Source organism: Blattabacterium clevelandi (assembly GCF_003268615.1).
Taxonomy (GTDB): Bacteria; Bacteroidota; Bacteroidia; order Flavobacteriales; family Blattabacteriaceae; genus Blattabacterium; species Blattabacterium clevelandi.
The window spans coordinates 166,690-190,932 of sequence record NZ_CP029844.1; the positions used below are offsets into that span (position 1 = coordinate 166,690).

The 24,243-nt window shown below is 26.0% G+C and carries 17 protein-coding genes and 6 tRNA genes; 19 read left to right on the forward strand and 4 right to left on the reverse strand.

Going from position 1 to position 24,243, the window contains the following annotated elements; all coding sequences use genetic code 11:
* Positions 1-35: 35 nt before the first annotated feature.
* From ileS to rpoC, 17 genes are all read left to right on the forward strand, one after another.
* Entirely contained in the window at positions 36-3,482 is a 3,447-nt protein-coding gene (ileS, locus tag DM817_RS00790) for an isoleucine--tRNA ligase (protein WP_113738175.1), read from the forward strand.
* Between the two features lie 2 nt (positions 3,483-3,484).
* Entirely contained in the window at positions 3,485-3,880 is a 396-nt protein-coding gene (locus tag DM817_RS00795; protein WP_113738176.1) for a TraR/DksA family transcriptional regulator, read from the forward strand.
* A 12-nt stretch (positions 3,881-3,892) separates the two neighbouring features.
* Positions 3,893-4,540 (forward strand): lipoprotein signal peptidase, encoded by a 648-nt coding sequence (locus DM817_RS00800; RefSeq protein ID WP_113738177.1) that lies wholly within the window; start codon positions 3,893-3,895, stop codon positions 4,538-4,540.
* 79 nt (positions 4,541-4,619) lie between these two features.
* Positions 4,620-4,692: transfer RNA gene (locus DM817_RS00805), tRNA-Thr, on the forward strand.
* An 8-nt stretch (positions 4,693-4,700) separates the two neighbouring features.
* Positions 4,701-4,784 (forward strand) — tRNA-Tyr (locus tag DM817_RS00810).
* A 31-nt stretch (positions 4,785-4,815) separates the two neighbouring features.
* A tRNA-Gly gene (locus DM817_RS00815) sits at positions 4,816-4,889 on the forward strand.
* A 15-nt stretch (positions 4,890-4,904) separates the two neighbouring features.
* Positions 4,905-4,976: transfer RNA gene (locus tag DM817_RS00820), tRNA-Thr, on the forward strand.
* 52 nt (positions 4,977-5,028) lie between these two features.
* Positions 5,029-6,216, forward strand: a complete 1,188-nt coding sequence (gene tuf / locus DM817_RS00825) for an elongation factor Tu (protein WP_113738178.1) — start codon at positions 5,029-5,031, stop codon at positions 6,214-6,216.
* Between the two features lie 19 nt (positions 6,217-6,235).
* Positions 6,236-6,308, forward strand: a tRNA-Trp gene (locus DM817_RS00830).
* A 30-nt stretch (positions 6,309-6,338) separates the two neighbouring features.
* Positions 6,339-6,524 (forward strand): preprotein translocase subunit SecE, encoded by a 186-nt coding sequence (gene secE / locus DM817_RS00835; protein ID WP_113738179.1) that lies wholly within the window; start codon positions 6,339-6,341, stop codon positions 6,522-6,524.
* 17 nt (positions 6,525-6,541) lie between these two features.
* Positions 6,542-7,090 carry a transcription termination/antitermination protein NusG gene (gene nusG / locus DM817_RS00840; protein WP_113738180.1) on the forward strand — a complete coding sequence of 183 codons (549 nt, stop codon included), beginning with the start codon at positions 6,542-6,544 and terminating at the stop codon, positions 7,088-7,090.
* 12 nt (positions 7,091-7,102) lie between these two features.
* Entirely contained in the window at positions 7,103-7,534 is a 432-nt protein-coding gene (rplK, locus tag DM817_RS00845; RefSeq protein WP_113738181.1) for a 50S ribosomal protein L11, read from the forward strand.
* A gap of 25 nt (positions 7,535-7,559) precedes the next feature.
* Entirely contained in the window at positions 7,560-8,258 is a 699-nt protein-coding gene (gene rplA, locus DM817_RS00850) for a 50S ribosomal protein L1 (protein ID WP_113738182.1), read from the forward strand.
* Positions 8,255-8,779: a 50S ribosomal protein L10 gene (gene rplJ / locus DM817_RS00855; protein ID WP_113738183.1), complete on the forward strand. Its 525-nt coding sequence runs from the start codon at positions 8,255-8,257 to the stop codon at positions 8,777-8,779. The genes rplA and rplJ overlap by 4 nt, the downstream gene beginning before the upstream one ends.
* 47 nt (positions 8,780-8,826) lie before the next feature.
* Positions 8,827-9,204, forward strand: a complete 378-nt coding sequence (rplL, locus tag DM817_RS00860; protein ID WP_113738184.1) for a 50S ribosomal protein L7/L12 — start codon at positions 8,827-8,829, stop codon at positions 9,202-9,204.
* Between the two features lie 59 nt (positions 9,205-9,263).
* The gene (gene rpoB / locus DM817_RS00865) at positions 9,264-13,073 is read left to right on the forward strand and encodes a DNA-directed RNA polymerase subunit beta (protein ID WP_449374855.1); all 3,810 of its coding nucleotides are present in this window, start codon (positions 9,264-9,266) and stop codon (positions 13,071-13,073) included.
* 71 nt (positions 13,074-13,144) lie between these two features.
* Positions 13,145-17,380: a DNA-directed RNA polymerase subunit beta' gene (gene rpoC, locus DM817_RS00870; protein ID WP_113738185.1), complete on the forward strand. Its 4,236-nt coding sequence runs from the start codon at positions 13,145-13,147 to the stop codon at positions 17,378-17,380.
* A 1-nt stretch (position 17,381) separates the two neighbouring features.
* Here the strand turns inward: rpoC and glnS are convergent, their stop codons facing one another.
* Positions 17,382-19,106: a glutamine--tRNA ligase gene (gene glnS, locus DM817_RS00875; protein WP_113738186.1), complete on the reverse strand. Its 1,725-nt coding sequence runs from the start codon at positions 19,104-19,106 to the stop codon at positions 17,382-17,384.
* A 78-nt stretch (positions 19,107-19,184) separates the two neighbouring features.
* On the opposite strand from glnS, the gene DM817_RS00880 reads away from it, so the two are divergent.
* Positions 19,185-20,444, forward strand: coding sequence for a bifunctional folylpolyglutamate synthase/dihydrofolate synthase (locus tag DM817_RS00880; RefSeq protein ID WP_113738187.1), 1,260 nt, complete (start codon positions 19,185-19,187; stop codon positions 20,442-20,444).
* Positions 20,445-20,470: 26 nt separating this feature from the next.
* A tRNA-Val gene (locus tag DM817_RS00885) sits at positions 20,471-20,546 on the forward strand.
* On the opposite strand, the gene miaA is transcribed toward DM817_RS00885, so the two are convergent.
* The 3 genes from miaA to DM817_RS00900 are packed head-to-tail and all read right to left on the reverse strand — an operon-like array spanning position 20,506 to position 24,196.
* Positions 20,506-21,441 (reverse strand): tRNA (adenosine(37)-N6)-dimethylallyltransferase MiaA, encoded by a 936-nt coding sequence (miaA, locus tag DM817_RS00890; protein WP_113738542.1) that lies wholly within the window; start codon positions 21,439-21,441, stop codon positions 20,506-20,508. The two genes, DM817_RS00885 and miaA, sit on opposite strands and share 41 nt — an antisense overlap.
* On the reverse strand, positions 21,438-22,523 hold the full coding sequence (aroC, locus tag DM817_RS00895) for a chorismate synthase (RefSeq protein WP_113738188.1): 1,086 nt from the start codon (positions 22,521-22,523) through the stop codon (positions 21,438-21,440). Before aroC ends, miaA begins: the two co-directional genes overlap by 4 nt.
* A gap of 20 nt (positions 22,524-22,543) precedes the next feature.
* Positions 22,544-24,196, reverse strand: a complete 1,653-nt coding sequence (locus tag DM817_RS00900) for a DEAD/DEAH box helicase (protein WP_113738189.1) — start codon at positions 24,194-24,196, stop codon at positions 22,544-22,546.
* Positions 24,197-24,243 lie beyond the last annotated feature (47 nt).

A 24,243-nucleotide genomic window follows, 5' to 3' on the forward strand; every position in this document is an offset into this window, starting at 1 on the left:
AAATAAAAACCTTGTTTTTTGAATATGAATTTATTATGTCAAAAAAGTTTAAAGAATATAAAGAATTAAATCTCAAAATTATTTCTAAAGAAATAACTCAATATTGGGAAAAAAATAAAATTATTCAAAAAAGTTTTCAAATTAGAAAAAATTTTAATCAAAAGGATAGATCTTCTTATTATATTTTATATGAAGGGCCTCCTTCTTTAAATGGAAGTCCAGGTATACATCATACAGTATCTAGAACTATAAAGGATATATTTTGCAGATATCATACTCTTAAAGGTAAGATAGTAATTAAAAAAGCTGGATGGGATACTCATGGATTACCTATAGAACTTAATGTAGAAAAAAAAATAGGAATTACTAAAAATGATATAGGAAAAAATATCAGTATAGAAAAGTATAATAATATTTGTAAATATTTTGTCAAAAAATCAATGAAAAAATGGATAAAATTTACAAATAATATAGGATATTGGATAGATCTTAAAAATTCATTTATAACATATAAAACAAAATATATAGAAAGCGTATGGTGGTTGATAAAAAAATTATATAAAAAAAAAATTATTTATAAAGGTTATACTATTCAACCCTATTCTCCAGCAGCAGGTACAGGATTAAGTTATCATGAATTAAATATGCCAGGTACCTATAAAAAAATAAAACAAATAACTCCTACTTTGAAATTTAAAGCGAAAAAAAAAACTTTACCAAAAGAAATTCAAAAATTTTTAGGAGATATATATTTAATATCTTGGACGACTACTCCTTGGACTCTTCCATCTAATACTGCATTAGCTATTGGATCGAATATAGATTATGTTTTAGTGAAAACTTATTGTCCTTATACTTTTTCAAAAGAGAACATTATTTTAGCTGAAAAATTAATTTATAAAATATTATTACCAAATAAATTTTATTCCGTATCAAATAATTATGAATTTGATCAATCAAAAATTGAAAATAAAAATAAAATTCCTTATTTTATAGCATATAAATTCAAAGGAAAAGATCTTTTTAAAAGTAGATATGAACAATTATTACCTTGGTTTAAACCTTATCAAAAAGAAAAAAATGCTTTTCAAATAATAGATGGAGAAGGTTATGTTAATGAAAATGAAGGTACTGGAATTATTCATATAGCTCCTACATTTGGAATAGATGATTTAAAAATAGCTAGAAAAAATAACATTCCATCTATGTTAATTTTGAATGAAGAAAATATTCCTATTCCTTTAGTAGATATGCAAGGAAAATTTTTAAATAGTTATCCTCATGGATTTAATGGAAAATATGTTAAAAATGATTTTAATATTAATACAAATCCCAAACTAGTTTCTGTAGATCAAGAAATAGTTTCCTTTCTTGAAAAAGAAAAAAAACTTTTCAAAGTAGAAATGTATACACATTTTTATCCACATTGTTGGAGAACAGAAAAACCTATTCTTTATTATCCTTTAGATTCATGGTTCATAAAAACAACAAAAATAAGAGAAAAATTAATTTCTTTAAATAAAAAAATTAATTGGATTCCTAAATTTATAGGAGAAAAACGTTTTGATATTTGGTTGGAAAATATAAGAGATTGGAATTTATCACGTTCTAGATATTGGGGTACTCCTTTACCAATTTGGAGAACAAAAGATGGAAAAGAAGAATTAGTTATAGGATCTATTAAAGAATTATTTTTAGAAATTCAAAAATCTATTAAACATAAATATATGTCATCCAATATATTGGAAAATTTTATTCCGGATGATATGAGAGATGAAAATTATGAAAAAATAGATTTGCATAAACATTTTTTAGATAAAATTATATTGGTTTCTCGTAAAGGGGCCCCAATGAAAAGAGAATCAGATTTAATAGATGTATGGTTCGATTCTGGAGCTATGCCATATGCTCAATTTCATTATCCTTTTGAAAATAAAGAATATATTGATGAATATCAATTTTTTCCTGCAGATTTTATTTCGGAAGGTGTAGACCAAACAAGAGGATGGTTTTTTACATTACATACTATTAGTTCATTATTATTTAATTCTATAGCATATAAAAATGTTATATCTACTGGTTTAGTATTAGATAAAAAAGGAAATAAAATGTCTAAAAGTAAAGGAAATTCTATCAATCCTTTTGAATTAATAGAAAATTATGGGGCTGATGCAATACGTTGGTATATGATATTTAATTCTGAACCTTGGGATAATTTAAAATTTGATATAAAAGGAATTGATACAGGAATTAATAAATTTTTTGGAACACTTTATAATGTTTATTCTTTTTTTGTTTTATATGCTAATATAGATGGATTTTCCTATAAAGAAAAAGACTGTTCTTTAAAAAATTACACTGAATTAGATTTTTGGTTACTTTCTGAATTAAATACAATGATTAAAAAAGTAGATGAATCTTATCAAGATTACAATCCTACTAAAGTTTCTCGTATTATTTCATACTTTGTATTAAACCAATTAAGTAATTGGTATATAAGACTATGTCGGAGAAGGTTTTGGAAAGAAAAATATACGAATAATAAAATTGTGGCATATCAATTACTTTACAAATGTTTAGTTATAATTTCTAAATTATTATCTCCTATCGCCCCATTTTTTTCAGAAAAATTATATATAGACCTAAACTCTATCACAAAAAAAGAACCTTTTGAAAGTATTCATTTTACCAATTTTCCGATCTATGATTTATCATTTATAAATAAAGAATTAGAAAAAAGAATGCTTTTAGTTCAAAGGATTACTACTATGAGTTTTTCTATAAGAAAAAAAAATGGAATAAAAATTCGTCAACCTTTGAAAAAATTACTCATTTTAATTCGTAATGAAGAAATACGTTTTGAATTGAAAAAAATATCTGAAATTCTTAAACAAGAAATAAATGTAAAAAGTATTGAATTTATGGAATCTTATAAAGATTTAGAATCAGTTAAACATATTCAACCAAACTATAAATCCATAGGTTCTAGATTTGGAAATAAAACTCCGATGATATCGGAAATAATCAAAAAATTTACTCAGGATAAGATTAAAGAAATCGAATATAAAAAAAAATATATTTTTTTTCTTCAAGGAGAAAAATTTATATTATTTTTAAAAGATGTCAAAATTACTACCGAATTTATTAAAAATTGGTCTGTCGTATTTGATAATGAACTTACAATAGCTTTAGATTTACATATTACGAATTCTCTTTGGGAAGAAGGTGTTATAAGAGAATTAATTAGATATATACAAGAATTAAGAAAAAAGTGTAACTACCATGTTATTGACAAAATATTTATATATATCAATTCTATTAAAAGAATACAAGCTATTATACAGAAAAATAAAAATGCTCTTTGTAAAGAGACTCTTGCAGTAGATATTTTTTTTAAAAAAAATATAGAAAAAAAAGGAATGAAAATCGATTTTGAAAAAAATACAATATATATACTCATTCAAAAAGTCGAAAATACATAAAAATGAAAGAGCAAGAAAAAAAAAGATATTCGATGGAAGAAAGAAAAGAATTTCGTAAACTAATACTTGAAAAACTAGAAAAGGTCAAAAAAGATTTATCAATTCTTAAAGAAAATTTTGATAATGATCAAAATAATGGTACAGATGATACTTATCCTACATTTAAAGCTTTTGAAGAAGGATCAGAAACACTTAGTAAAGAACAAAATGCTCAAATTTTGGAACATTTGAAAAAATTTATACGAAGTTTAAATTCTGCTTTGATTAGAGTTGAAAATAAAGATTACGGAATTTGTCGTATTACAAAAAAACTGATACCTAAAGCACGTCTTATGGCAGTCCCACATACTACTTTAAGTATTGAAGGGAAGAGACAGGTAGAAGATAAAAGAAAGTAAATTTTTAATTTTTTGAAAAAAATATTTTTAAGTATTTTTCCTATTCTGTTAATAGATCAGATTTTAAAAATTTATATCAAAACTCACTTTGAACTAGGAAAAGGAGTTCCTATATTTTCATTTTTTTGGATTTTTTTTGTGGAAAACCCTGGAATGGCTTATGGTATTTCTATTGCTCCTGGATATTTTGGAAAAATTCTTTTAAGTTTTTTTCGTTTTATTGTAGTTTTATTCATATTTTTTTTTCTTTATAAAAATGTAAAGAAGAAATATTCAAATTATTTAATTATTCCAACTATTTTTATCCTTTCAGGAGCTATCGGTAATCTTTTAGATAGTTGTTTATATGGATTATTATTTGATACAGGAACCATTTATAATCCAGAATCTCATCAATGGATTTCTTATTCTGGAATTTCAAATATAATATTTCCTTGGAATGGTGGTGATGGGTATTCATCCTTGATGAAAGGATGCGTAGTAGACATGTTTTATTTTCCTATTTTTGATATTTATATTCCGGATTGGGCCCCATTTTTTGGAGGATATAATTTTCAATTTTTTAAACCCGTTTTTAATTTTTCTGATTTTATAATATCTATTGGAATTATTTTATTGTTAATTTTTAAAAAAAAGATTAAACATGTAAAGATTTTTTGATAATTATAAAAATCTCCATAGATTTGTACATACCTGATTTTCATTATTGGTAGAAAATTGTTTTGAACAAAACCAAACAGCCGGTGTAGCTCAGATGGTAGAGCACGTGATTTGTAATCTCGGTGTCGTGGGTTCGAATCCCTCCTCCGGCTTTTTTTTTGGGGAGATACTCAAGTTCGGTTAACGAGGACAGACTGTAAATCTGTTGGCTATGCCTTCGCAGGTTCGAATCCTGCTCTCCCCATTTTTTTATATAGTAATCATATATATGAAAAGCGGAAGTAGCTCAGATGGTTAGAGCATCATCCTTCCAAGTTGAATGTCGCGGGTTCGAATCCCGTCTTCCGCTCTAATTATTATTATGGCCAATGTAGCTCAGAGGGAGAGCACTTCCTTGGTAAGGAAGAGGTCACGGGTTCAAATCCCGCCATTGGCTTTTTTTTGAATTTTTTGAAAATTATTAAAATTGTTAGAAATTATTATTTATCATGGCAAAAGAAAAATTTAAACGTGACAAACCACATTTAAATATAGGGACTACAGGTCACGTAGATCATGGAAAAACTACTTTAACAGCAGCCATTACAAAAGTATTGTCAAAAATGGGACTTGCAGAAGAAAAAAGTTTTGATGCAATTGATAATGCTCCAGAAGAGAAAGCTAGAGGAATAACTATCAATACTTCTCATGTAGAATATGAAACAAAAAAACGACATTATGCTCATGTAGATTGTCCTGGACATGCAGATTATGTTAAAAATATGATTACGGGGGCAGCTCAAATGGATGGGGCAATTTTAGTAGTTGCTGCAACTGATGGTCCTATGCCTCAAACAAGAGAACATATTTTATTAGCACGTCAAGTTGGTGTCCCTAAAATTATTGTCTTCATGAACAAAGTCGATCAAGTAGATGATCCAGAATTATTGGAATTAGTAGAAATGGAGATTCGTGAATTACTTTCCAAATATGAGTATGATGGAGAAAACATTCCTATTGTACAAGGATCAGCTTTAGGAGCTTTAAATGGAGAAGAAAAATGGATTAAAAAAATTCAAGAACTTATGAATATTTTGGATGAGTATATTCCAGAACCAGTTCGTGAAATGAATAAACCATTTTTAATGCCTATAGAAGATGTATTTACTATAACAGGAAGAGGGACAGTAGCTACAGGTCGGATTGAAACTGGAATTATAAATACAGGAGATTTAGTAGATATTATAGGATTTTGTAAAGAAAAATTATCATCTACAGTAACAGGAGTGGAAATGTTTCGTAAAATATTGGATAGTGGACAAGCAGGAGATAATGTAGGGTTATTATTACGTGGAATAGAAAAAAAAGATATTAAACGTGGAATGGTAATTGGAAAACCAGGATCTATTAAACCTCATCAAAAATTTAAAGCAGAAGTTTATATTCTTACAAAAGAAGAAGGAGGTAGGCATACTCCTTTTCATGATAAATATCGTCCACAATTTTATTTAAGAACAACTGATGTAACTGGAGAAATACATTTATTAGGAGGGATAGAAATGGTCATGCCAGGAGATAATATTTCTATGGAAGTAAGTTTACATCAACCAGTTGCTTTAAGTGAAAATTTACGTTTTGCTATTCGTGAAGGGGGTAAAACAGTTGGTGCTGGGCAAGTTATTAAACTTATGGATTAATCTTCAATAATAAAATAAAACGGATGTAGCTTAGCTGGTAGAGCATCGGTCTCCAAAACCGAAGGTCGTAAGTTCGATCCTTACCATCCGTGCGGAATCGTATAAATATTATCGTATATAATATGAAAAAGAAAAATTATTTTTTGGAAATTTACGATGAATTTTTTTATTGTATTACATGGCCTAAGTGGATAAATTTGCAATTTACTACATTAATAGTATCGTTTTTTTCTATATTTTTATCCATGTTTTTATATGGTGTAGATGGTCTATTTATTTTTGTTATTAAAAAATTGTTTTCTTTATAATAAAATATAAAAGTTAAATGAGTAATTTAGAAAGAAAATGGTATGTTTTAAAAACTATTAGTGGTCAAGAAAATAAGGTAAAATTGTATATTGAAAATGAAGTAATAAATAATGGATTTAAAGAATGTATAGGTCAGGTTTTAGTTCCTATTGAAAAAGTTATACAAATGAGAAGAGGAAAGAAAATTCACAGGGAAAAAGTTCATTATCCAGGATATGTCATGATCGAAACCAATCTTGAAGTAGAAGCTGTTCACGCGATTAAGAATGTTCCAGGTGTTATTAATTTTTTAAGTGATGGGAAAGGAGGCTCTGCTATTCCTATGCGAAAAGAAGAGGTAAATAAGATGTTGGGAAAAATGGATCAATTGTCCGAAAGATATGAAAATATTAGCATTTCATTTATAATTGGTGAAACTATAAAAGTAATAGATGGTCCTTTTAGTGGTTTTAATGGAACTATTGAAAAAATTAATGAAGAAAAACGAAAACTAGAATTAGCAGTTTTAATTTTTGGAAGAAAAACTCCTTTGGAATTAAATTTTACACAAATAGAAAAAATTTAGTTAAAAGTAAAAATGGGTAAAAAAATAGTTAAAAAAATAAAAATACAAAAAATCAATGGTGGAAATGCTAATCCATCACCACCTATTGGTCCTATTTTAGGAAGTTCTGGAGTAAATATAATGGAATTTTGTAAAAAATATAATTTAAAAACTAAGGAAAAAAAGGGGGAAATATGCCCAGTTATTATTACTATTTATGAGGATAAATCTTTTTCTTTTGTAATTAAAAAACCTCCAATATCTATTCAGTTACTCAATATCATTCAAGTAGAAAAAGGGTCTAAGGAACCAAATCGTTCTAAAATTGGAAAAATAAGTTTAAATCAAATTAAAATGATTGCAAAAAATAAAATGGAAGATTTGAATTGTTCTTCAATTGAATCTGCTATATCTATGGTATGTGGTACTGCACGTTCTCTAGGAATCGAAATTTATAAAAAATAAAAGTATATTCTTATTTTTTTTTATCATGTCAAAAAAATTAACTAAAAATAGAAAAAAAATTTTAGGAAAAATAGATAAGAATAATAAATATTCTTTAGAAGATGCTATTACTCTTATTAAAAAAATTTCTTTTTCTAAATTTGATGAATCGATAGATATTTCTATTCGTCTAGGGCTAGATTCACGTTTATCAAATCAAATAGTACGAGGTACTGTTCTATTACCACATGGTATAGGAAAAAATATTTGTGTTTTAGCTTTAGTAACTAAAGATAAAGAATTGGAAGCTAAAGAAGCTGGAGCAGATTATGTAGGATTAAAATATATAGACAAAATTAAGGATGGATGGATGGATATAGATGTAATAGTAGCTATTCCATCGGTTATGAATCAATTAGGAACTTTAGGAAAAATATTAGGTCCAAGAGGGTTAATGCCAAATCCTAAACTAGATACAGTATCTACCAATCCAGGAAAGTCTATTAAAGAAATTAAATCTGGAAGGATAACATTTAAATCAGATCGTTATGGTATTATTCATTCTTCTATTGGAAGGGTCTCTTTTTCTACTAAATACTTATTGAATAATTTAAAAATTTTTATAACCGAAGTTATCCGAAATAAACCATCTTCTTCGAAAGGATTTTATATAAAAAAAATTTATTTATCTACGACAATGAGTCCTAGTATCTCATTAGACTCAAAAAGTTTTTTAAAAAAATGAAGAAAGAAAAAAAAAGAAAAGAATTATTAAAATTAATTTCTATATTATCTGATAATGAAACGATATATTTAATTGATATTTCCGATTTAAATTCTAATCAAATTTCTATTCTTAGAAAGAATTTTAATAAATTTTATATTCAAATGAGAGTAGTAAAAAATACTTTATTGAAAAAAGCTTTAGAAAAAATTGAAAATAAACAATTAGATTCTTTTTTGCCTATTTTAAATGGGAATACTTCTATTTTATCATCTAATTTAGGAGGGTTACCATCAAAAATTATAAAAAACTTTCATTTTAAAGAAAAGATTGAAAAACCTTATTTAAAGGCTGCATATGTTGAAAAATCTTTTTATTTTGGAAATAAAGATTTGGATATATTAATTAATATTAAATCTAAAAACGATCTTATAATTGATATTTTGAATATGCTTCAATGTCCAATTAAAAAAATACTTTTTTCTTTAAAATTAGGTGAATATAAAATATTTAAAATGATAGAATCATTATCATCACGATGATAATAATTCTATCATAATTTATTTCCATAAAAAATAAAAATAATAAAATGATAGAAAATCTAGCAGAAAAATTGGTTAATCTTACTGTAAAACAAGTGAATGAATTAGCAACTTTTTTAAAAAAAAAGTATGGTATCGAACCCTCTAATACTTTTTTAGGAACATCTATGGATATTCCTAAAAATAAAGAAAAAAATTCAGAAAAAGAAGAAAAAAATATTTTCAATTTAATATTAAAATCTCCAGGAAATTCTAAATTATCTGTAGTGAAATTAGTTAAAGAAATTACTGGTAAAGGCCTTAAAGAATCTAAAGAATTGGTAGATAATGTACCAAATGTTCTTCAAGAGTCTATTGATAAGAAAGAAGCAGAAAGTTTAAAGAAAAGACTTGAAGATATAGGAGCTGAAGTAGAATTGAAATGATAGGTTAATTGTTTTTAGAAAAGTTTAAATTACTTGAAAATTTGGTGAATACAGAAAAAATTTCAGAAAAATCAGCAGAAAGAATTACTTTTGCATCGGTAAAAAAACAAGTAGAATATCCTGATTTATTGGATATTCAAATAAAATCATTTAAAGATTTTTTTCAACTTGATACAAAACCAGAAAATAGAAAAAACGAAGGTTTATTTAAAGCTTTTACCGAAAATTTTCCAATTTCAGATGCAAGAAATTCCTTTGTTTTAGAATTTAAAGGATATTCTATAGATTCTCCTAGATATTCTATAGAAGAGTGTATAGAAAGAGGATTGACTTATAGTGTTCCTTTAAAAGCTAAATTAAAATTATATTGTACAGATCCTGAACATGAGGATTTTGAAACAGTATATCAAGATGTGTATTTAGGAACTTATCCATATATGACTCCTTCTGGGTCTTTTATTTTCAATGGATCAGAACGGGTAATTGTATCTCAATTACATCGTTCTCCTGGAGTTTTTTTTGGTCAGTCTCATCATGCAAATGGGACGAAATTATATTCTGCAAGAATTATTCCTTTTAAAGGATCTTGGATTGAATTTGCTACAGATATCAATAATATTATGTATGCGTATATTGATAGAAAAAAAAAATTACCAATGACGACTTTACTTCGTGCTATTGGATATGAAAGAGATAAAGATATATTAGAAATATTTAATCTAGCGGAAGAAGTTAAAATAATAGAAAATAATAAGAATATTTTAGATAGAACTATTGCTGCTAGAATATTGAAAATATGGCATGAAGATTTTGTAGATGAAGATACAGGGGAAGTAGTATCTATAGAAAAAAATGAAATTTTAATAGATAGAGATATTGTTATAAAACAAGAGCATATAGATCTCATTATTCAACACGAAATAAAAACAATTCTTTTGCATAAAGAAGGAGGAAAAAAGAAAGATTATTCTATAATTTACAATACTTTGCAAAAAGATCCTACTAATTCTGAAAAAGAAGCTGTAGAATATATATATAGACAACTTAGAAATACAGAACCTCCGGATGAAGAAACTGCTAGAGGAGTTATAGATAAACTTTTTTTTTCAGATTCTAGATATAGCTTAGGACCTGTAGGTAGATATCGTTTAAATAAACGTCTTGGTTTGGATATAGATCCCAATTATTTAGTTTTAACTAAGGAAGATATTATTGCTATAGTTGAACATTTGAATGCATTGTTCAATTCTAAAAAAGAAGTAGATGATATAGATCATTTATCCAATAGACGTGTAAGAACTGTAGGAGAACAACTTTATACTCAATTTAGTATTGGATTAGCTAGAATGTCTAGAACTATTAGAGAAAGAATGAATGTACGAGATAATGAAGTTTTCATGCCTATAGATTTGATTAATTCTAAAACATTATCTTCCGTTATAAATGTTTTTTTTGGAACTAACCAATTATCCCAATTTATGGATCAAACAAATCCATTATCTGAAATCACTCATAAAAGAAGATTATCTGCTTTAGGTCCAGGAGGATTATCTAGAGAAAGAGCAGGATTTGAGGTTAGAGATGTTAATTATTCTCATTATGGAAGATTATGTCCTATTGAAACACCAGAAGGTCCTAATATTGGTTTAATTTCTTCTCTTTCTGTTTTTGCAAAAATTAATAATATGGGATTTGTAGAAACTCCTTATAGATCTACTAGTAATGGAAAAGTAAATTTAAAATCTAAGATCAAATATTTAAGTGCAGAAGAAGAAGAAGGGAGGATTATTGCACAAGCTAATTCTATAGATCAATATGGAAATTTTATATCTGACAGAATTATTGCTCGTGAAGATGGAGATTTTCCAATAGTAAAATCAAAACAAGTAGATTATATAGATGTAGCACCTAATCAAATAGCTTCTATTTCAGCTTCTTTAATTCCTTTTTTGGAACATGATGATGCTAATAGAGCTCTTATGGGATCTAATATGATGCGTCAAGCTGTTCCATTATTAAATCCTGAATCACCTATTGTTGGAACTGGATTGGAAAAACAAGTAGCAAGAGATTCTAGAATTTTGATTAATGCAGAAAAAAATGGAATAGTAGAATATATTGATGCAAGAAAAATAATTATTCGTTATGATCAAACGGAGAGAGATAAATTGATAAGCTTTGATTCCGAAATGAAAGTTTATGATTTGATAAAATTTAGAAAAACAAATCAAAATACATGTATTACTTTAAAACCTATTGTTAAAAAAGGAATGAGGATAGTAAAAGGTGAAATTTTATGTGAAGGCTATGCGACTGAAAATGGAGAATTAGCATTAGGAAGAAATTTGAGAGCTGCTTTTATTCCTTGTAATGGATATAATTTTGAAGATGCTGTTCTAATTTCAGAAAAAGTAGTCAGCGAAGATTGGTTCACCTCAATACACATAGATGAATATTCTTTAGATGTCCGAGATACAAAATTAGGAATGGAGGAACTCACAAATGACATTCCAAATGTTAGTGAGGAGGCTACTAAAGATTTGGATGAAAATGGGATTATTCGTGTTGGAGCTGAAGTTAAACCTGGTGATATTCTTATTGGAAAAATAACTCCAAAAGGAGAATCTGATCCAACTCCAGAGGAAAAATTGTTAAGAGCTATTTTTGGCGATAAAGCTGGAAATGTAAAAGATGCTTCTTTAAGAGCAGAACCTTCTTTATTTGGTATTGTCATTGATACCAAATTATTTACTAGAAGTATAAAAGATAAAAAATCTAGAGCTCAAGATAAAATAAAAATAGATCATATAGAAAAAGAATACGATAAAAAATTTTTAGATTTAAAAAATAATTTTTTAAAAAAATTATATACTGTTTTACATGGAAAAGTTTCTAAAAAAATTTTTTTCGATGAAAAAGAACAGGGATTTATAGAAAAAGGAACAAAATTCAGCCTCAAATTATTAAATAGTATATCTGATTATATAAATATATCTCCATATAATTGGACTTCTGATGTAGAAATTAATAATATTGTATCAGAAATATTGCATAATTATAAAATATCATTTAACGATTTAAATAATATTATGAAACATAAAAAATTTTCTATTACTATTGGAGATGAATTACCTTCTGGAATTATTAAAATGGCTAAAGTTTATATTGCAAAAAAAAGAAAATTAAAAGTAGGAGATAAAATGGCTGGAAGACATGGTAATAAAGGAGTTGTAGCACGTATTCTTCGTGAAGAAGATATGCCATTTTTAGAAGATGGAAGTCCTGTAGATATTGTTCTAAATCCATTAGGAGTTCCTTCTAGAATGAATATTGGACAAATATATGAAACAGTATTAGGTTGGGCAGGATATAAATTAGGTATTAAATTTTCTACCCCTATATTTGATGGAGCTAGTATAGAAAAAATAACAAAATATACAAAAAAAGCGGGTATTCCAAATTTTGGAACTACTTATTTATTTGATGGAGGAACAGGGGAAAGATTTGATCAACCTGCAACAGTTGGTATTATATATATGTTAAAATTAGGTCATATGGTAGATGATAAAATGCATGCTCGTTCTATAGGCCCTTATTCACTTATTACTCAACAACCTTTAGGAGGAAAAGCTCAATTTGGAGGTCAACGTTTTGGAGAAATGGAAGTTTGGGCTTTAGAGGCATTTGGAGCATCTAATATTTTACGTGAAATATTAACTGTTAAATCAGATGATGTAATAGGACGAGCTAAAACTTATGAATCTATAGTGAAAGGAGATTCAATTCCAGAACCAAATAATCCAGAATCTTTTAATGTTTTATGTTATGAATTGAAAGGATTAGGTTTGGATATTAATTTAGAAGAATGATAATTATTATTTTTTGTATGATGTTCCTTTACTTCTAAATTTTATATATCTATATGATACAACATTAAAAAATGAATAGAAAAAATAGTAGATTCAATAAAATTACAATTCGATTAGCTTCTCCAGAAACTATATTAAAAGAATCTAATGGAGAAGTTTTAAAACCAGAAACAATTAATTATAGAACTCATAAACCAGAAAGAGATGGACTTTTTTGTGAACGTATTTTTGGTCCAGTAAAAGATTATGAGTGTGCTTGTGGAAAATATAAAAGAATACGTTATAAAGGAATTGTTTGTGATAGATGTGGAGTAGAGGTAACTGAAAAAAAAGTTAGGAGAGAAAGAATGGGTCATATTAGTCTTGTTGTTCCCGTTGTTCATATTTGGTGTTTTCGTACTTCACCTAATAAAATAGGATATTTATTAGGATTACCATCTAAAAAACTTGAAATGATCATTTATTATGAGCGATATGTAGTAATACAAGGTGGGATAGCTAATCGTCAAGATGGATCCATTTTTCAAAAAGGAGATTTTCTTACAGAAGAAGAATATTTATATGTTTTATATAAGTTACCGAAAGGGAATCAGTTATTAGAAGATACGGATCTTAATAAATTTATAGCTAAAATGGGGGCAGAATGTATAGGAGATCTTTTAAATCGTTTAGATTTAGATCTTTTATCTCTTGAATTGAGAAATCAGGCTAACAACGAAACATCTAAACAAAGAAGAACTGAAGCCTTAAAAAGGTTACAAGTAGTGGAATCCTTTAGAGAGGGTAAAAAAAATGGAGGAAATGTTTCATGGATGATTATTCATGTTTTATCTGTTATTCCACCAGAATTACGACCTTTAGTTCCTTTAGATGGAGGTCGTTATGCAGCTTCTGATATGACCGATTTATATCGTCGTGTACTGATAAGAAATAACCGTTTGAAACGCCTTATGGAAATTAAAGCTCCTGAAGTTATTTTAAGAAATGAAAAAAGGATGCTTCAAGAAGCTGTAGATTCTCTTTTTGATAATTCAAGAAAAGTTTCTGCAGTAAAATCTGAAGGTAATCGACCTTTGAAATCATTATCCGATTCTTTAAAAGGGAAACAAGGAAGATTTAGACAAAATCTTCTTGGAAAAAGAGTAGATTATTCTGCTCGTTCAGTTATTGTAGTAGGGCCTCATTTAAAATTACATGAATGTGGGTTACCTAAAGATATGGCAGCAGAATTATATAAACCTTTTATTATAAGAAAATTGATTGAAAGAGGAATAGTAAAAACTGTAAAATCTTCCAAAAAAATTATTGATAAAAGAGAACCAATGATATGGGATATTTTGGAAAATGTACTGAGAGGACATCCTGTACTTTTAAATAGAGCACCAACTTTACATAGATTAGGTATTCAAGCTTTTCAGCCTAAATTAATAGAAGGAAAAGCCATACAATTACATCCTTTAGTTTGTGCGGCTTTTAATGCAGATTTTGATGGAGATCAAATGGCAGTCCATTTACCTTTATCTCCTGGAGCAATTTTAGAATCTCAACTTCTTATGTTAGCTTCTCAAAATATTTTGAATCCAGCTAATGGATCTCCCATTACAGTCCCATCTCAAGATATGGTATTAGGATTATATTATATGACTAAACCTTTATCTTCATCAAAGAATAACAAAGTAAAAAAAAAGGTTTTTATTTTCTATTCTTCGGAAGAGGTAGAAATAGCCTATTATCAAAATATAGTAAAATTACATACTTCGATTAAGGTAAAAGTGAATATTCGAAAAAATGATAATTTTTTATATAATCAGTTAATAGAAACTACTGTAGGTAGAGTTTTATTTAATCAAGTTGTTCCTAAACAAGTAGGATTTATTAATGAATCCCTTACAAAAAAATCTTTAAGAGAAATTATTGGAAAAATTTTACATCTTACCAATGTTCCTACTACTGCTAAATTTTTAGATGATATTAAAGAATTAGGTTTTTATAATGCATTTAAAGGAGGTCTATCTTTTGGATTAGGGGATATTATTATTCCGGAAGATAAAAATAATATGGTAGATGATGCTATTAAGCAAGTTGATAATGTAAAAATGAATTATAATATGGGGTTAATTACAAATAACGAACGTTATAATCAAGTGATTGATATTTGGACAAATACAAATGCAATGCTTACAGAAAAAGTAATGAAACGTATGAGTGAGGATAGAAATGGTTTTAATCCAGTTTATATGATGTTAGATTCTGGTGCTAGAGGATCTAAAGAACAAATTCGTCAACTTTCTGGTATGCGAGGATTAATGGCTAAACCTCAAAAAACTGGATCCTCTGGTGGAGAAATTATTGAAAATCCAATTTTATCAAATTTTAGAGAAGGGCTTTCTATTTTAGAATATTTTATATCTACTCATGGAGCTCGTAAAGGGTTAGCAGATACTGCTTTAAAAACGGCAGATGCTGGATATCTTACACGTCGTTTAGTTGATGCTGCACAGGATGTTATTATAAAAATAGAAGATTGTAAAACCTTACGTGGTTTAGAAATATCTGCTTTAAAAAAAAATGAAGAAATAGTGGATACATTATTTAATAGAATTTTGGGAAGAGTATCTTTAAATGATATTTATCATCCTAAAACAAATCAATTACTAGTTTCTTCTGGAGAAATGATCAATGAAAAAATTGCGTATTTAATTGAAAAAGTTGGAATTGAATTTGTAGAAGTTCGTTCTCCTCTTACTTGTGAATCTAAAATGGGAATTTGTTCTCAATGTTATGGTAGAAATTTATCTACCGGAAAGATAGTTCAAAAAGGAGATGCTGTAGGAGTTATTGCCGCTCAATCTATTGGAGAACCAGGAACACAATTAACTTTAAGAACTTTTCATGTTGGAGGTACAGCTGGAAATATAGCTGAATCTTCGCAAATAAGAGCCAAATATGATGGAATTATAGAATTTGAAGATTTAAAAATTGTACAAATAAAAAATAATTCTGGAAAAGAATTAAAAATAGTGGTTTCTCGTTCTACAGAAATGAAACTTTTTAATCAAAAAAAATCTTCTATTTTAATGATTCATAATATACCTTATGGAGCCACTTTATATGTTAAACATGGTGATAAATTAAAAGAAGGAGATCAAATATGTAAATGGGATTTATATAATGCAGTTATTGTTTCAGAATATACCGGAATAATATCTTATCAGAATTTAGAACAAGGTTTATCTTTTCAAGTAGAAATAGATGAACAAACTGGATTTCAAGAAAAAGTTATTACAGAAGTAAGAAATAAAAATTTAATACCAACATTAAAAATTCTTGATAATAAAAATAAAGAATTGAAAGTTTATAATCTACCGGTAGGTTCTCATTTAATGGTAGAAGATGAAGAAAAAATAGAAGTAGGAAAAATTTTGGTTAAAGTTCCTAGAAGAACTGCTAAATCTGGTGATATTACAGGAGGATTACCTCGATTATCAGAATTATTCGAAGCCCGTAATCCTTCTAATCCAGCTGTAGTATCAGAAATGGATGGAATAGTTAGTCATGGAAAAATAAAAAGAGGAAATAGAGAAATTATTGTTGAATCTAAAACAGGTGATATAAAAAAATACCTTGTGAAACTTTCTAATCAAATTCTTGTTCAAGAAAATGATTATGTTAAAGCGGGGATGGCTTTATCAGATGGTGCTGTAACACCTAATGATATTTTAAATATAAGAGGTCCTAGAGCTGTTCAAGAATATTTAATTAGAGAGATACAGGAAGTTTATCGATTACAAGGTGTAAAAATTAATGATAAACATTTTGAAATTATTGTTTTACAAATGATGCGAAAGATCGAAGTTATAGATATAGGAGATACTAGATTTTTAGAAGGAAATATTGAGTATAAAGATGATTTTATAGAAGAAAATGATAGAATTTCTCAAATGAGAGTTATTGAAAATTCAGGAGATTCTGAAAATTTTAAATCTGGAGAGATAATTAGTTATAGAGATTTTAGAAATGAGAATGCAGTTTTAAAATATAAAAAAAAGAAATTGATAAAAACTAGAAATGCTATTCCTGCTACCGGAAGACCTATATTACAAGGAATTACAAGATCTGCTTTACAAACTAAATCTTTTATATCTGCAGCATCTTTTCAGGAGACTACTAAGGTTTTAAGTGAAGCTGCTATAAGTAGTAAAACTGATTATTTATCTGGATTAAAAGAAAATGTTATTGTAGGGCATAAAATACCTGCAGGAACTGGGTTAAAAGAATATGAAAATATTTTATCAGAAATTTTATAATTTAATTTTTTTTATTATTATCATTAATTTTTTTCCATTGATCTTTAATGGATACTGTTTTATGAAAAATTAATTTTTTATTGTATTTATTCGTTGTAGTTACATAAAAATATCCAATTCTTTGGAATTGAAAATGATCTCCTTTTTTAGCTTTATGAAGAAATGGTTCTGCATAAGCTATAATTTTATCTATTGATTTTGGATTGATATATTTATTGAAATTTTTATCTGTTGATTTTAGATTGATATATTTATTGAAATTTTTATCTATTTTTTTTATTAAAAAAAGAGATTTATATATATGTATTTTTATAGGAATAGAATGTTGTATAGAAACCCAATGTAAAGTACTTTTTATTTTTCTTTTTGTTTGACTTTTTTTCTCCTTACCAGATTTACTTGTAGGATCGTAAGTACAGTGTACTTCTATTATTTCTCCATTAGAATTTTTGATTGTTGAATTTGCTTTAATAATATAAGCATTTTTAAGTCTTACTTCACAACCAATGGAAAGTCTAAAAAATTCTTTTCTTTTTTTTTCTAAAAAATCATTTTTTTCAATATATAAATATTTAGAAAAAGGAATTTTTCTACTTCCAAATTTTGGATCTTCTGGATTGTTTTTTGCATCAACCCATTCTATTTTTTTTGAAGAATAATTATCAATAATTAATTTAATTGGATTTAAAACCACCATTACTCTAGTAGAGATTTTATTTAAATGTTCTCTAATTTTAAATTTTAAAAGAGATATATCAATAATATTATTTCTTTTGGAAATTCCTATTTTTTGTATAAAATTTTTTATTGCTATAGCTGTATAACCTCTATGACGTAATCCAGATATTGTACAAATCCGAGGATCTTTCCAAGATTGTATGATTTTTTTATTTATTAAAAATTGTATTTGTCTTTTACTAGTTATAGAATAGTTTAAATTTAATCTTGAAAATTCTATTTGTTTAGGTCTTATTTTATTTTTTTCAACGATTTGATCCAAATACCAATTATATAAAGGACGCCTATTTTCAAATTCTAATGAGCATAAAGAATGTGATATTTGTTCAATATAATCACATAGCCCATGTGTCCAATCATAAGTTGGATAAATACACCATTTATTTTTGGTACGATGATGTGTTTTTTTCAAAATTCTATACATAATTGGATCTCGCATATTCATATTTGAGGAACTCATGTCTATTTTTGCTCTTAGTACACATGTTTTTTCTTCAAAAAATCCTTTTTTCATTTTTTCAAATAAATATAAATTTTCATTTATAGATCTATTTCTATAATTGCTATTTATTCCAGATTCAAAAGGAGTTTTTCTTTGAATTTGAATAATATTTTTAGGTAGATTATCTACATAAGCTTTATTATTTTTAATAAGTTCTATAGCCCATTCATAAAGTTGTTGAAAATAGTTTGAAGCATAATATTCCTGATCCCATTTAAACCCTAAAAATTTTATATCTTTTTTGATAGAATCTATAAATTTTATTTTTTCTCCAATAGGATTTGTATCATCAAATCTCAAATTTACTGGAGCATTATACTTTTTCCCTAATTCAAAATTGAGATAAATAGCTTTAACATGTCCTATATGAAGATATCCATTTGGTTCTGGTGGGAATCTAAATCTTATTTTTTTAGTAGAAAATCCATTTTTTATATCTTCTTCTATAATTTTTTCAATAAAATGTAATTGTGATTCTATTATAATAATAATTAAATACCCAATAAATTTAATTTTTTTTTTCTAAAAAATCTATTTTTGTTATATAAATAAAATTTTATACTAGTGAATTACTCTGAAACTATTAAATGGATTTTTAATCGTCTTCCAAGTTATCAAAATATTGGATTAAAATCATATAAACCAGGTTTAAAAAGAATAAAAACTTTTTGTTCTTATTTAGGAAATCCTCAAAGTTATTTTAAAAGTATTCATGTAGGAGGAACAAATGGAAAAGGATCTACAGTACATATGTTATCTTCGATTTTTCAAGAAGAAAAATATAATATAGGATTATTCACTTCACCTCATTTAATAGATTTTAGAGAGAGAATATGCTATAATGGATATTATATAGAAAAAGATTTTATTATAGATTTTATTAAAAAAAATAAAAAAATTATTGAAAAAGAAAAAATATCCTTTTTTGAAATGAATACTGCTTTGGCTTTTCAATATTTTAAAGAAAAAAAAGTTTATATAGCTATAATTGAAGTAGGAATGGGTGGGCGTTTAGATTCTACTAATATAATAGATCCTGAAATATCAGTGATTACTAATATTAGTGAAGATCATACAGAATCTCTTGGAGAAAATAGATTGAAAATTGCTTTAGAAAAAGCAGGTATTATAAAAAAAAATAAATCAGTTGTAATTGGAAATAAAATATCTAATGATATACGATTTATTTTTTTAAAAGAATCATTTAAAAAAAATTCTCCTATATATTTTTCAGAAAATATAAAAGACTATCCCAAATATAAAATTCCATTTGAAGCAAAATATCAAAATTTAAATAAAATTATTGTATTAAAAACTATAGATATTTTAAATAAAAGAAAAAATATCATTATTTCGAATAAATCTATAGAAAATGGATTAAAAAATGTTATTAAAAATACTCATTTTAAAGGACGTTGGCAGATATTACAGTATAATCCAAAAATTATTTGTGATATTGCTCATAATGAAGGTGGTTTTATTATGATAAAGAATCAATTGAAAAAAGAATCATACGAAAATTTACATTTAATATTAGGGTTTGTAAAAGAAAAAAAAGTAGAAAAATTATTAAAATATTTTTCTAATGAAGATTTTTATTATTTTTGTCAACCAAATATAGAAAGAAAATTTCCTATTGATAACTTAAAAAAATTGGTAAAAAAAAATTTTAAAAATTATAGAAAAATATATTTTTTTTCTTCTGTAAAAAAAGCTTATTCATACGCTAAATTAAAATCAAAAAAAAAAGATTTGATTTTAATAAGTGGAAGTACTTTTATTGTTTCTGAAGCTCTAATTCTAAATTTTTCCTTAAATTTGTAAAAAATAGTATTGTATTATAATATAAAGGGCAATTAGCTCAGTTTGGTTTAGAGCATCTGTTTTACAAGCAGGGGGTCACTGGTTCAAATCCAGTATTGCCCACTTTATTTAAAATAAAAGATAATATTTTATCTTTTTCTTTGGGATTAAACCATGTAATGGAAGTGTCTTTTCTATACCATGTTAATTGTCTCTTTGCATATTTTCTGGTATTTTTTTTTATTTCTTCTGAAATTTCTGAAATAGAATATTTTTTTTTAGAAAAAAAACTAAAAATTTCTTTATATCCTATAGTATTTAGACTATTTAGATATCTATAAGGATAATATTTTTTTGCTTCTTCTAATAATCCATTTTGGATCATTTTTTCTACTCTATTATTTATTCGAAAATAAATTTCATCTCTTGATAAAATTAATCCTATTTTTATAACCGTAAAATTGTTTAAATATTTTTTTTTAAAGAAAAAAATAGGAGGGTAACCTGTAGATTGAAATATTTCTAAATATCGTATCAAACGTCTTGGATTATTAATATCTAAATAATTAGGTATTTTTCCATATTTTTGAACTTTTTTTTGTAAAAAAAGGATTCCTTTTTTTTTGAAATTAAAAATTAAATTATTTCTAATATTTAAATCGATATTTGGAATATTAGATAATCCATTTATTACCGCTTTTTCATATAAACCGGATCCTCCTACCATGATTAAAATAGTATATTTATGAAATAATTTTTTTATTTTTTCACGAGATTCTATCTCAAAATATTTTGCATTGTAAATTTGATGAATAGTTAAATGCCCTATAAAATGATGAGGAATTAATTTAAGGTCTTCCATAGTTGGCATAGAAGTACCTATTTTTAGTTCTTTATAAAATTGTCTAGAATCACAAGATAAAATTTCCGTTTTCAATTTTTTTGCTAAAAAAATTGAAATAGATGTTTTTCCGATACTTGTTGGACCTAAAATAAAAATGAGAAAACGATTTTTCAATTTTTAATTTCAGAATATTTAGATAATTTTTTAAACATCCAATAATCTACTATAACTAAAGCTGTCATAGATTCTACAATAGGAATTGCACGAGGTAGAACACATGGATCATGTCTTCCTTTCCCTTCTATAATTGAAATATTTCCATATTTATCTATAGTTTTTTGTTTTTTCATAATAGTTGCTACAGGTTTAAAAGCTATTTTAAAATAAATATCCATTCCATTTGATATTCCACCTTGAATTCCTCCAGATAAATTAGTTTTAGTAGTCCCGTCAACATTAAATAAATCATTATGTTTAGATCCGGTTAATTTAGAACCAAAAAAACCACTACCATATTCAAATCCTTTTACAGCATTAATTGAAAGCATTGCTTTTGCTAATTCAGCATGTAATTTATCAAAAATAGGTTCTCCAATTCCTGATGAAACATTTTTTATTACACAAGTAATAGTTCCTCCTATAGTATCCCCCATTTTTTTAGTTTTATGAATTAATGATAACATTTTTTTTTCTGTATATGAATCTGGACATCTAATAGGTGAATTTTCTATATTTTTTTCAGATAAATCAAGATCTTGATAAGATTTATTTATTTCAATATTTCCTACAGAAGAAACATAAGATATTATCTGAATATCTTTTATTAATTGTTTAGCAATAGATCCAGCTACAACTCTGCATATTGTTTCACGAGCAGAAGATCTACCACCTCCTCTATAATCTCTTATTCCATACTTTTTTTCATATGTAAAATCTGAATGAGAAGGACGATATATATTTTTGATATGTTTATAATCTTCAGATTTATGATCTTTATTATCAATGATAAAACCGATAGGAGTCCCTGTCGTTATTCCATCTAAAATACCTGAAAGAAAATTGACTTGATCAGGTTCATTTCTTTGAGTTACAATAGATGATTGACCAGGTCTTCTACGATTTAATTCTTTTTGAATTTTTTCAAAATTTAATTTTAATCCTGCTGGACATCCATCAATAATTCCTCCTAAAGAAATTCCATGACTTTCTCCAAAAGTAGTAATTCGAAATAAATTTCCAAAAATATTACCAGCCATAAATTAATATATAAAAAATTTTAATTTTTTATTTCTATAGAAAGAGGTCTTCCAAAATGATTGATTCTACTCATTCCTGTTAATATTTTATTTTGATAACGTTTTTCTACTTCAAATAAAGAAAAATTTGATAAAATTTCTATATGTCCAATATTAATACGTGAATTATTATTAACTATTTGGTTAATTAAGTTAATTAATCTTAATTTTGTTAAATTATCTTTGGATCCTATATTTAAAAAAAGTTTTGAAAAAGATTCTTTTTTTAATTTTTTGGATTTAAAAAAAGATCCTTTTTTTAATTTTTTTGTATAGAAAAAAGAGGAATTAGATTTAGATGAAAAAATGATATTAAGATCTTTAGAATTTTTATAGGAAGAAATAAAACGATTAAATTCTATCCAAGAAAAACGTTTTATTAATTCTTCTTTATCAAAAGATTCTAATTTTTTTTTTATTTTAGGAAAAAATGGAATCATTGATTGTTCATCAACTACTACTTTTTTTACTTTTTCTATAAAATAGAGGAATTGTTTTTCACAAATTTCTTTTCCAGAAGGGATCATAGTTCGTTCAAAAGTTTTTCCAATTTTTTTTTCGAATTCTCGTAAATTTTTAGTTTCATTAGAATGAATAATACAAACGGAAATACCTGTATTTCCAGCTCTTCCCGTTCGACCACTTCTATGCACATAAATTTCATTTTCATCTGGAAGATTATAGTTTATAACATGAGTAATATCATTTACGTCTATTCCTCTAGCAGCAACATCTGTTGCTACAAGTAATTGTAAATTTTTTTTTCTAAATCTATTCATAACAGATTCACGTTGTGCTTGTGATAAATCTCCATAAATAGCATCTGCATTATAACCATCTTGTATTAAAGATTCTGCTATTTCTTTAGTATTTTTTCTAGTTCTACAAAATATAATTCCATAAATTTCTGGATGGATATCTACGATACGTTTTAATGCTAAATATTTATTTGAATTACTTACTATGTAGTAAATATGTTTGACATCATCAGAACAAATATTTCTTTTTCCTGTAATAATTTCTTTAGGTTCTATTAAATAAGAATGTGCTATTACATTCATATATTTAGACATTGTAGCTGAAAATAATAAACTTTGTCTTTTTTTTGGTAATTTTAAAATAATAGAATCTAATTCTTCTTTAAATCCCATATTCAACATTTCATCTGCTTCATCAAGTATTAAATATTTAATATGAGATAAATATAATTGATTTCTTCGAATTAAATCAATAATTCTACCTGGTGTACCTACAATTATATGATTACTTTTTTTTAATGATTTTATTTGATTATCTATGCTAACTCCACCATATAATGAAATAATTTTTATTAGTGAAATATATTTTGAAAAACTTAAAAGATCACGTGTAATCTGAATACATAATTCTCTTGTTGGACATAATATCAATGCTTGTGGGTAACGAATCTCTAAATTTATTTTTTGTATAATAGGTAATCCAAAAGCTGCAGTTTTTCCAGTTCCTGTTTGAGCTAATGCTATTATATCTTTTTCAGATTCTAATAAAAATGGAATTACTTTTTTTTGTATAGGAGTAGGAGATTTGAATCCAATATCTTCTATAGCTTGAATAATTTTATCGTTTAAAAAATTGTATTCTTTAAAGGTTTTCATCAACGAAATAAATTAATAAAAATAAATACATTATTATTACTTTTTAT